The sequence below is a fragment of the Micromonospora pisi genome, assembly GCF_003633685.1.
Taxonomy (GTDB): domain Bacteria; phylum Actinomycetota; class Actinomycetes; order Mycobacteriales; family Micromonosporaceae; genus Micromonospora_G; species Micromonospora_G pisi.
Window position 1 is genome coordinate 2,457,579 of record NZ_RBKT01000001.1, and the last position, 11,873, is coordinate 2,469,451.

Below are 11,873 nucleotides of genomic sequence, written 5' to 3' on the forward strand. Positions count from 1 at the left end.
GGCACCGGTTACGAAGCACCGGAGCTGCCCAAGAAGGGGCCACAGGCCCAGCCTGCCGCCGTGCCAGGCAACCGGTGTTGGCCGCCGCCAACCACTCGCCGGCAGCATGGTCCGTGTTCACGGCGACGCCCGGAAGGCGCGCGGTAGACGCGGTCTGTAGCACCTTTTCCCGAGGAGAAATCTGACATGCCCAGCCCACAACAACCGATTGGCTCCGGCTTCCGTGCCGCTTCGACCGCTGCGGAGGTCATCAAGGGAATCGACCTCTCGGGCAAGACCGCGATCGTCACCGGCGGCCACTCCGGCCTCGGCCTGGAGACCACCCGGGCCCTGCGCTCCGCCGGGGCCACCGTTGTCGTCCCGGTACGGTCCCCGGACCGTGCCCGCGACATGCTCGCGGGGATCGACGGCGTCGAGATCGAACAGCTCGACCTGATGGATCCGGCCTCGATTGACGCGTTCGCCGACAAATTCCTTGCCACCGGGCGGGCGCTGCACATCCTCGTCAACAACGCGGGGATCCAGAACGTGCCGCTGACCCGGGACGCCCGCGGGTGCGAGGCGCAGTTCGCGACGAACCACCTGGGCCATTTCCAACTGACCACACGGCTCTGGCCCGCCCTGCGCCAGGCCGGGGGCGCGCGGGTGGTCACGGTTTCGGCCTGGGCACACAACCTCTCGCCAGTGGTCTTCGACGACCCGAACTTCGAACGACGCGAGTACGACGGCTGGCTGGGCTACGGCCAGTCGAAGACCGCCAACATCCTGTTCGCGGTCGGGGTGGACCAGCGCGGCGAGGCCGACAACATCCGCGGCTTCTCCCTGCACCCGGGCCTCATCATCGGCACGAACCTCAGCCCGTGGACCACGCCGGAGTACCTGCGGACGAATGACCTCATCGACGAGCACGGCAACCGCGTCATCGACCCGGAGTCGGGGCGCAAGACCGCCGAACAGGGGGCATCGACCACCGTGTGGTGCGCCACCGCCCCGCAACTCGACGGCATGGGCGGCGTCTACTGCGAGAACAACGAGATCTCCCCGCTACTCACCTCGCACGACGACTCCATCGACGTGATGACGGGTCGGGTGGAAACAGCCGTCGGGGTGATGTCCTACGCCGTCGACCCGCAGCTCGCCGACCGTCTGTGGAAGCTGAGCGAAGAGCTGACCAACAGCAAGATCCAATAGCGGCACCTCACGAGGGGCGTGCGGGGGCGGTCGACGGCTGGCAGGATCGACCGGAGTCGACTTTCTGGGGCGGTGTGATGACGGCAGCGGCGACAACATCGGTGGCGGAATCGGCGATCGAGCGGGCGTTGGGCGCACTCGACCTGGAGAGCAAGGTGCGGCTGCTGTCCGGACAGAACTGGTGGACACTGCCGGCGCTGCCCCAGATCGGTCTGGCCTCGCTGGTCATGTCCGACGGGCCGATCGGCGTACGCGGCATCGGCTGGCGACCGGACGACCCGTCGGTGGCACTGCCGAGCCCCACCGCCCTCGCCGCCACCTGGGACCCGGAACTGGCCCGGACCGCCGGGCGGATGCTCGGTCAGGAGGCCCGGCGCAAGGGCGTGCACGTGCTGCTGGCGCCGACGGTCAACCTGCACCGCAGCCCGCTCGGCGGCCGGCACTTCGAGTGCTACTCGGAGGATCCGCTGCTCACCGGCGAGATCGGCGCCGGTTACGTGACCGGGGTGCAGGAACAGGGCGTCGGCACCACGGTGAAGCACTTCGTCGCCAACGACTCGGAGACGGACCGGTTCACCGTCGACGTACGGGTCGACGACCGCACCCTGCACGAGTTGTACCTCGCCCCGTTCGAACGGATCGTCGCCGCCGGGGCGTGGGGCGTGATGGCCGCGTACAACGGGGTCAACGGCTTCACCATGACCGAACACAGCGGGCTGCAACACGACCTGCTGAAACGGGACTGGGGCTTCGACGGGTTCATCGTCTCCGACTGGACCGCCGCCCGGTCGGCCGTCGGCACCGCCAACGGCGGACTCGACGTGGTGATGCCCGCCCACGGCGACCCGTGGGGAGCGGACCTCGTCGCCGCCGTACGCGCCGGCCACGTCGCCGAAGAGGTGGTCGACGACAAGGTACGCCGGGTGCTGCGACTCGCCGCCCGGGTCGGACTGCTCGACGGCGTACCCCCGGCGGTCGCACCCGACGACCGGCCGGCGCCGCTGCACGGACCGGACGTGGCCCGCGACATCGCGTCCCGCTCCTTCGTGCTGGCCCGCAACGCCGACCAGGTCCTGCCGCTGGACCCGGCCGCGCTACGCCGGGTGGTGGTCTGCGGCGCGCTCGCCGACGACGCCCGGATCCTCGGCGGCGGCAGCGCCCAGGTCACCCCCGCCCGGGTGGTCTCCCCGCTCACCGGGCTGACCGCCGCCCTGCCCGACGTCGAGGTCACGTACGCGATCGGCGCCGACCCACGACCGAAACTCCCCGCCGCCACCGGCGCGCAGTGGTCGCCGATCGGCGCCACCCTGCGCGACGCCGACGGGGAGACGCTCTACCGGGCCGAACTCGGCGCCGCCACCGTCCGCTGGATGGGTGACCTGCCGCCCGGGGTCGACCAGACCGCGTTGACCACGATCGAGCTGACCGCCCGCTGCACCCCGCGTCTCAGCGGCGAACACCAACTCGCGATCAACGGCTTCGGCGTGTTCACCCTCACCGTCGCCGGCACCGAGATCTTCGACGGCCCGGTCTTCGACGAGGACCAGGATTTCACTGTCGCATTCCTCTCCCCGTCCGAACGGCGCTTCCCGATCACCCTCGCCGAGGGCGAACCGGTCGAGGTGGTGCTCACCCAGCGGGTGCCCGAGGGCATGACCGGCTACGTCGGCTTCAGCCTCGGCCACCTCGAACCGGCCGCCGACCCGGACACACTGCTCGACGCGGCGGTCCGGGCAGCCGCCGACGCGGACATCGCGGTCGTGGTCGTCGGCACCACCGAGGAGGTCGAGTCCGAGGGCTTCGACCGGACCACCCTGGCCCTGCCCGGCCGGCAGGACGAGCTGGTCGCCCGGGTCGCGGCGGCGAATCCGCGTACGGTCGTCGTGGTCAACTCCGGCTCCCCGGTGTTGATGCCCTGGGCCGACCAGGTGGCGGCGATCCTGCTCACCTGGTTCCCCGGCCAGGAGGCGGGGGCGGCGCTCGCCGACGTACTGCTCGGGGTCACCGAACCCGGCGGGCGGCTCCCCACCACCTGGCCCCGCCACGTGGAGGACGTACCGGTGCTCTCCACCACCCCGACCGACGGCACCCTCACGTACGACGAGGGCGTGTTCATCGGTTACCGGGGGTGGCGCACCGAACCGCTCTTCCCGTTCGGGCACGGCCTCGGCTACACCACCTGGGCGTACGAGTCACTGCGGATCGAACCGGCCGAGGACGCCGGTGCCCCGGTGGCGGTGGTGGAGCTGCGTAACACCGGCACCCGGCCCGGTCGTGAGGTGGTGCAGCTCTACGTCGGCCCGACCGAACCCGACCCGGAGCGACCGACCCGGCAACTCGCCGGCTTCACCACGGTCACCGCCTCCCCCGGCGAGACCATCACCGTACGGGTGCCGCTGGCAGCGCGCGCCACCCGGATCTGGGCCGATCGGTGGCGAACCGTTCCCGGTCGCTACACCGTCCAGGCTGCCCGGGGCGTCGCCGACGTACGCCTCACCGCCACCTTCGACGTCGTGTAAGGAAGGGCCCCTTGTTAACGCATAGCGTTAACAAGGGGCCCTTCCTTACACCTCACCAGCGGCTGAGCCGGGTGGACAGGACGGCCAGCGCCGCCACCCCGGCGGTCGACGTACGCAGCACCGCCGAGCCGAGCCGTACCGTCCTCGCCCCAGCGGCCTCGTACGCCGCCACCTCATCCGAGGTGATGCCACCCTCCGGCCCCACCACCAGCACGATCTCACCGGCTGCCGGCAACTCCACGGTGGAGAGCGCCACGGTCGCCTCCTCGTGCAGCACAAACCCGGCCGCCGCCCCGGAGATCCGCTTCGCCACCCGCGCGGTCGACTCGTCGGGCGCACCGGCGACGACCGGCAACCACGGACGTCGGGCCTGCTTCGCCGCCTCCCGGGCGGTCGCCACCCACTTCTCCCGGGCCCGGCCGCCCCGCTCGCCCCGCCACTGCACCACCGAACGGGCCGCCGCCCACGGCACGATCTCGTCCACCCCGACCTCGGTCATCGCCTGTACGGCCAACTCACCCCGGTCGCCCTTGGCGATCCCCTGGACCACCACGAGACGGGGGTCGGGCGCGTCGTCGTACCCGAAGGAGGTGACCCGGAGATCCAGGGTGCCCCGGCCGACGGCGTCGACCACCGCCGTCGCCGTGCCGCCCCGCCCGTCGGCGAGCAGCAGTTCCTCACCGACCCGCAACCGCTGCACCGTCGCGGCGTGATGCCCCTCCGGCCCGTCGAGGGTGAACGAATCACCCGTGGGCAGGGCTTCAACCAGGAACAGTGGCAGCGACACGTGCACAGGCTAGCCGGTCGTGCAGTGCCCCGGACCGGGTCGGCTACGGTCACCCGGTGCCCGCCCCCGACCTGATCGCCGACCTGATCGCTCTCCCGGAACCCGCTCTCATCGACCGGCTCTGCGCTCTCGACAGCGCCGAACGGGAAACCCTGCGCCGACCGGCACGTCAGGCGCTCGATGAGTACCACCGGCACCTCTACGGCGAGGCGTCACACCGCCCCCGTCCGTCCGACGGTGACCGGCTGCGCCTGATCCTGCTGGCCACCGCGCCCGCCGCCGACCTCTCGTGGCCGCAAACCAAACGGTCCGACACCGCCGGCGCCGACGCTGACGCTGACGCCCAATGGCGGATCGTGCACAGCCGGGGGCGACGTTTCCTGGATGCGCTCGCCCGCGCCACCGTCCGGTGGATGTCCGAGGTCACCTCGCACAGCCCGATTTTCGAGGAGATCCGCGCCCACGAACGCGCCGGCTCGATCACCCTGGCCGTGGACGACACCTACGTACTCGCCATGATCAGCGGGCTCACCGGCCAATTTCAGAACGAACAGAGCAAGGCCGATCTGCTCCGTGCCGACCCGGATCTCGTCGACCGGGCCTTCTGGCGCATCTTCGAGGTCGAGGGGAACCGGGAGGTGAGTCTGACCAACGTCGACCGGTTCCTCGGCCCCGAGACCCAGTCGTGGCAGGAGGCGGTGCTGGAACTCGCCGCCGACGGCACCATCGACCGGCAACGGGTGCTGGACGCCACTCTCGCCGCCCTGGCCAGGGCCTTCCCGCAGTATCGCGCCGGCTGGTTCAGCCGCCTCCACGAGGCCCTCCGACCCACCGTGGACGAAGCGGCCAGCCGGCAGGCCGCGTACGCCGGACTTCTGCGCAGCCCGCTCGGCCCCACCGTCGCGCTGGCGCTCGGCGCACTCACCACGCTCGACAACGCCGGCCGGCTCGACGACACCCTCACCAACGCCGGCCTGGCCGCCGCCGTGCACGTACCGGCCCGCACCACCGCCACGAGAGCGGTCCGGCTCGCCGGCCGGATCATGCGCCGGAACACCGCCGCCGGACTCGACATCCTGGCCGCCGCTCTGCGCCATCCGCACGCCGACGTGCAGTCCGCCGCCCTGGCCGAACTCCGCCGGCACGGCAGCCCTTCGGCCCGCGCCGAGGTCGAACGTCACCTCGACCAACTGGCCCCGAGCACCGCCGCGGCGGCCCGGCAGTGGCTGGGACCCACCGACGCCCCACCCGCACCGGAGAACACCGCGTCCGACCCGGTCCGACCGGCCCCGACACCCGCCGCCGTGGTCGCTCCACCATCACCGGTACGCGCAGCCGAGCCACACCCCGTCGTACCGGCGCAGATCGTGCCGGAACAGATCGTGCCGATCACCGAGCCGGCGGAACTGGCCGAAGCGCTCGCCGTCCTGCTCGCCCATCCCGACGACGCCGAACTCGGTGAACGCTGCCTCGGCGCGGCGGCCCGCCTCGGCGCCGACCCGGCCCGCTACGGCCCACTGACCAAACGGGCCCACCGGCTGCACCGGGACTCCCTCGCCGTCAACATGCACGGCCACCCACTCGGCGTCACCGCCCTGGTGCTGGCCTGCGCCGGTGAGCGACAGCGGGGCCAGTGGCGCTCCACCCGCTACGACGCGATCATCGCCGGCCGGTTCGCCGAGGTCACCGGCCTACTGCTCGCCGGTGGGCGCCGTCAGCTCGCCGCCGAACCGACCCACCATGGCGGTTGGGTCGACCCGGACGTCCTGATCGACCGGCTGAGCGCCACACCCGACCCGATGCCCCTGGACACCGTCGCCGCACTGCTCCGCCTCGGCCCGCACACCACCGCGACGGCAACCCTCGCCGCCCGCGCCGACCACCTGCCGCAGCGGCTCCGCCGGCCACTGACGTACGCCCTCGGCGGTCCGCCCCCAACCGAACCCGTCACCGACGACCACCCACTCTGGATCGCCGCCGCCCGCGCCCGCGCCCCGTACGACGACGATCCGTGGCTGCGCGGGTTGCCGACCGGCCCCGATCGCCCCGCCCTCGACGTCGGAGGCGCCGGCCAGGCCCCCCGCTGGACCGTCGAGGTGGCCCCACCCCGGTACGACGGCCAGCTCGCCCGCACCTGGGGCCTGGAGGCGAAACCCACCTCCACCCCGCCCGGCGAAACCGACACCGCAGACCCGCTCCGGCCCACGGTGTCGCTGGCCCAGCTGCATGCCAGCGCCTGGACGCCCGGCCCGTACCAGCCGATCCTCCACCCGCACCCGGGCTGGGCCAGCCTGATCTGGCCGGGCAACATCGACCCGATGCTCACCCTCGGTCTGGAAGAGTTGTGGGACACCGTCCACGGCATTGCCAGGACGGATGCCGTACCCGCGTTGGCGCTGCTCGCCGGCACCGCAGCCGCCCCGCCCACGCTCGGCAGCGACCTGCTCGCCGCCGGCTTCGCCTCGGCCTTCCTGGACGTACGCACCGCCGCCGTCGACGCCGCCGCCGTACTGCTGCCGGGCAGGATCGCCACAGCCGAACTCGCCGCCGCGATGGTCCGGTTCGCGCCGGCCGTACCGGTGAACCGCTGGACCAGCGCGCTGACCGACCTCTCCACGGCCGGTCGCGGCGATCAGGTCCTGGCCCTGCTCACGGCCCTCCTCCCGCACCTGGATCGCGGCACCCGGGGCCTGCACGGCCTGGTCGAGCTACTCCGCGACGAACACCTGCGCGCCGCCGTCCCGGTGACCGACCCGCCCCTGCGCGCCTGGCTCACCGCCCTGGCGAAGGGCAACTCGAAGACCGCGAAGGCCGCCGCCACCCTGACCACCCGCTGACCGCCCGCGTCGGTGGCGCCGCCGTTAATCAACAAGCGGCACCGGTCACCTCGGCAGTTGGTGCCGGTGTCCGCGGCTGTCGCCCCCGGGTTGGGCGTGGCCGACAGCGCCGCGGCCGACACCCCGAGACGAATTTTTCCAGGCCGTTTCCAATGCCTTCAATTCTCGATTGAGCTGCCAGACCGCAGCCGGTACCTGCGAACCAGGTATCTTGCCCCGGTATTTGTCGAACGATTCGCGCAACGACACCAACAAATCCGCGAGTTCGACAGGAATGGTCTGCGTCGACCGACACGCATGAAGGCCGAGCAGGCGCAAGATCTTGCCGATCCTGGTGGGCGATGCCGGCAGTATCTGACCGGCCGAGCCCTGCTGATTCAGGGGAGGCAGCTGCCGCAGCCTGCGTACGATGTCGATTACGGTTCGCACCTCAGGGTTATTGAGCACTCGTTGGACGTCCCCAGGGCGCAACGACACAAGGTTCTCCTCCTGTCGCTGCACCGCCCGTGACTGCTCCAGCATCTCCCCGAAGTCCTGGACGGCTTCCTCGAGAGAGGACCAAACCCTCTTGTACTTCCTAACCTCACCCAATAGTCGCGGCCGGGCAAATTGACCGTTGTTGTCGATCGGGTCCGAGAGGCCGACGTTCATGCCGATACCGTCGCGCTGAGTGATTCTTCTCCTTGGCCGGGCAAGGATGGCCGTATGCAGGTAATCACGAGCCCTCCCTTGATCCAGAATGTCTTCGGGCGGCGGCTCGTCGTATAGCTTGGCATATCTGCTCGGATAAGAGGGATTCCCTTGTTTGAAATGGCGATTGAACGACGATGAAATGGCCTCGCCGCGCGAGTCCAAGAACAACCTGACCGACCCAGAGGTCAGAGTCCGCACTTGATCGAGGTCGGTACGGGAGGCTAACGCCACCCAATTCTTGGTCAATATGTCGCCGTCTGTCACGCTAGTTTCCAGCGTCGCCGCAATCTGCGCATACACATGCGCCATAAACCCCCACACCTCCTTCGGCTCGCGGAATCCGGAGAATAGCTCACTGATCGTGTTGTCTACTACCAGATTCGGCGGCAGATTTCCTCTACCACCTCCTTCTGAGACGACAAACTCTGCGGCTATCTCGGACCCGAAGACCAGACCCTGGCGGAGATGCTGCAGCGGGATTGGCTGCGGAGTCCGTTCCCGACTTGCAAGAAAACTGAGAAAATCGTACAGCGAACCAGGAAGGAGCTCGACGGTGTACTGCATATGCAACTCGCGCGACCGACGGCGTTCCATATCGTTCCGCGCGGGCATCGAGTTCAGCCGCACCTTCTCGGCCCCAGGCGCCGGCTGGAGCGGGATATCCGACGGAATAAGGTCGACAAGAGATGGACCACTTTGACTGCCAGGCATCCACGGCGGAGTCTGCCACAAAATCTCCAGCACTCTTCTGAAAGTCCTGGTCGATGTTTCGACATCGACGCGCCCCGCATCATTTCGAAACCCCGCCGGATGGACGACGAGTTCCACAATATTCATGTCTTTTCGGGTCACCGCTCTGGCGCCGTCCGCAGTCGCGCTGTCCCGGTTTGGATAGATCAAACGGTCGCCGACATAGTAGTGCTTCGAATCAATGACAAGATCGAGAACCGGCCCCGTTGCGATTTCCTGCTGGTAGAACAGCTGCATCCCGCTCGTGGAAGTCGCGAAAACCCGTGTTTCCCCTTCGGAACCGACAGACACCTTGTCGGACTCACCGGCGTTCTCGCTGCGGTTCGGCCTGACCGTGGGCCCGGCCAAAGGTTGAATGCTCGGGGCCGGTGTTGATCGGTGCATACCGGGGCGGGCGCTCGCGGCGGGATCGAGCAGGGCCGTGCTGTCGGTGGCGTCGGTGACGACCTCGCCTGCGAAGACCGCGCCTGTGCCGGTGTCCACCTGCAACAGGCGGCCGTCGGCGGCGACGGGCAGGAAGATCGGTCCCCGCAGGGCGCGGGGCACGTCGGGCAGGCTTCCCGGCTGGCGGGTCGGATCAAACGTCGTGTATAGCCGCGGTTCCTCAGAGGTCGCGCGGCCCTCCGGGTCGGCCTGGGTCTCCACCGCCACCAATGACGCGTGCTTGCCGTTCGGCCGGTTAACCAAGATCGCGTGTTGCGGGTCGTTGGGGTGTTGTGTCAACGCTATGGTCAGGTGTCCCACATGTAGCTTGGCCAGGTCCTCGACTGCCGCAGGACGGAACTGGCCGTTGTTGAGCCGAGCCGCCAGCGCCGCGGCCGTTACCGTTCTGACGTCGTCGTCATACCCCCGTCCGGGTACGCCGAGCGCGGTCACCACCGAGTCGACCCGCACCAGGCAGTCACTGGCGCCGTCCCAGTGCCCCAACTGCTCCACCGCCCGGGCCACCGACGTGTCCACCGGCGGCGCGGCTGCCGTGAACCGGTGCGGCAGCAGCGGCGAAACGGCCAGGTCAGTCACCGGTGACGTGTGGTCCGTTGCGCCCGCGTCCCACCGGCCCACCTGAACCCCGTGCAGGATTCGCGTACCCGCGCCGAACTGTTCGTGCGAGGTCCCCTGCGATGGCCCGGAGGTGGCGACGCCGGGTGTGCCTACGGACAGCGGGTGGGGAGCAGGGGTGGCCGCAGCGGGAGCAGTCTTGGTCGGGGCCGGGGTCGGGGCCGGGGCCGGCGACACTACGGATGCAGGTGGAGAGAGCACCGGTCCGGACGACGGCATGACCCTGCCTGGCACGGAAGCAGGGGCGAGTTGGGACGGGCCAGCGGCCGGGGAACCGGACGACATCACGCCGCCACCGGATGACGGTGACGTGGCGATCGCTGGTGGGGCACCCCATGCCCAGCTTCCCAATACCCGGCTGGTGGAAGGGAGCTGCGCCGGGGCGGTGGTGTCCCGCTCCGCTGAGGTGGACGGCACCGACGTGGCCGGCGGCGGCGAAGGCGTCACGACAGACGTAGGCGTCAGCACAGTCGGGGTCAGCAAATCTGCCGGTGATCCCGGGACGACCGGGGTTCGCGGTACGACCGGCGTCGGCCTGGTCGTACCCTCGGCGAGCTCATCCAAAGAGGGTGCGGCACTTACGGATCTGGGCTCGGGCTGTCCCTCAGGAGACAGCTCCGAGCCGGTCTTCGAGATGGTGGACGGGCCGGTTCCGGCCGTCGTACCCGCGCCGACGGTGCCGGGTACACCGGGACCGGGGGTGTTCGGAGGCTGGCCGGGCAGAGTGGGGGGTTGCCCCGGCAGGGACGGGGGTTGACCTGGCAGGGATGCTGGTGGGCCGGAGTAAGGCGGGGGCGGGCCGCCCGTGTCGGACGGGTCACCGCTGCGGGCAGGGTCACCGCCCACCGCGTCCTCACCATGGGTAAGCCGCCGAAGGTTGGTACCAGCGACATCTCCCGCACCCTCGGCAGCACCGGACAACATGCCGGACACCAGAGTGACCGGCACCGTCCCCCACTGCCAACCCTTCCCCGTGAGCATGTTGAACGTGCCCTCACCAACAACCTCGACCGCCCCCTCGGTCGCCACGTTCTCGACGAACTCCGCCGCAACATTCCGCGCGCCATGCTGAACAACCGCATCCGCCGCACTCTTCGCCCCCGCGTCAACCGCTGCACCCGCCGCGCCCCGAACCGCACCCCCCACCGCCGCCTGCGCCGCACCCCGCGCACGATCCGCAGCCTGCTCCACCGCCTGACGAAAAAACCGGTTACCCAACCCACCCAGAACCCCACCACCCGCACCCATCACCACACCAACCAACCCAGTCCACGACCCCACCGCCGCCGCGTTCTTGGTCAGATCAACATTCCAACCCTCCTGATGCCCCCGCTGAATCAAAATCGCCTGGGCGATCACATCCATCAACACCTGCAAACCCACACCAACAACCTGACCCAGCCCTACCGCGATAATCAACCGGGCCAACCACAACGCGATCTTCCACTTGTCCACCAACAGCTTGATCGCCATATTCTGCAGCACACCCGGCCACAACCAGGCAATCGCCAACGCGAACGCAAGCTCGATCATCAACTCGATGATCGTCAAAATAATCATGATCTGGGTGTACTCGACCTGGGTCGCCGAATCCTCCAGGCCCTCACCCAACCGGCGAACATAACGCGACGCGACAACCAAATATCCATCGTCGCCGAGATAGTCCTTCATCGCGTCAACGAACGCCAACTCCGACTTACCCGCCACCCCGTTACTGATGCTGTTCACCGCAGTGACGAACAGCGGCAACACCTGCTCCAAACCATCAGACGCCGCGTAATGACCCTCCGCCAACAACCGCAACTTATCCGGATCCGTCGCCGGAAGCTCCTCACCCGTCAACCACTTCAGGAACTCGGCAGCATCATCCGACATCTCGATAGGCATGACGGACATCCACCTCCCCTCGAATCTCCGAACTCCGCGTCGGCATCCGGCGGGTACTCACGGAAACTCCTCTTCGCCCCACCGGACACCCATACGGCAGCCGGGGTTTGTCAGATAGCCAGCCGGTTCCAGGAACACGAAGGTGTTGAT

5 protein-coding genes are annotated in these 11,873 nt (G+C 69.2%); 3 read left to right on the forward strand and 2 right to left on the reverse strand.

Going from position 1 to position 11,873, the window contains the following annotated elements:
- Positions 1-186: 186 nt before the first annotated feature.
- Together BDK92_RS09930 and BDK92_RS09935 are read left to right on the forward strand one after the other, a co-directional pair.
- A complete protein-coding gene (locus BDK92_RS09930) occupies positions 187-1,191 on the forward strand; it encodes an SDR family NAD(P)-dependent oxidoreductase (protein ID WP_121156450.1) in 1,005 nt (334 codons plus the stop codon).
- Positions 1,192-1,268: 77 nt separating this feature from the next.
- A complete protein-coding gene (locus BDK92_RS09935) occupies positions 1,269-3,710 on the forward strand; it encodes a beta-glucosidase family protein (protein ID WP_121156451.1) in 2,442 nt (813 codons plus the stop codon).
- A gap of 52 nt (positions 3,711-3,762) precedes the next feature.
- On the opposite strand, the gene BDK92_RS09940 is transcribed toward BDK92_RS09935, so the two are convergent.
- Positions 3,763-4,497, reverse strand: coding sequence for a 16S rRNA (uracil(1498)-N(3))-methyltransferase (locus BDK92_RS09940; RefSeq protein ID WP_121161907.1), 735 nt, complete (start codon positions 4,495-4,497; stop codon positions 3,763-3,765).
- A gap of 56 nt (positions 4,498-4,553) precedes the next feature.
- Between BDK92_RS09940 and BDK92_RS09945 the strand changes: the two genes are divergently transcribed.
- Entirely contained in the window at positions 4,554-7,334 is a 2,781-nt protein-coding gene (locus BDK92_RS09945) for a DUF6493 family protein (RefSeq protein WP_121156452.1), read from the forward strand.
- 45 nt (positions 7,335-7,379) lie between these two features.
- On the opposite strand, the gene BDK92_RS09950 is transcribed toward BDK92_RS09945, so the two are convergent.
- Entirely contained in the window at positions 7,380-11,723 is a 4,344-nt protein-coding gene (locus tag BDK92_RS09950) for a WXG100-like domain-containing protein (RefSeq protein WP_147456952.1), read from the reverse strand.
- Positions 11,724-11,873: the final 150 nt, after the last annotated feature.

Bases quoted from the DNA above. Each gene is read 5' to 3' on its own strand.
- BDK92_RS09935 (WP_121156451.1), top strand. From the start codon at position 1,269: ATGACGGCAGCGGCGACAACATCGGTGGCGGAATCGGCGATCGAGCGG.
- BDK92_RS09930 (WP_121156450.1), top strand. From the start codon at position 187: ATGCCCAGCCCACAACAACCGATTGGCTCCGGCTTCCGTGCCGCTTCG.
- BDK92_RS09950 (WP_147456952.1), bottom strand. From the start codon at position 11,723: ATGCCTATCGAGATGTCGGATGATGCTGCCGAGTTCCTGAAGTGGTTG.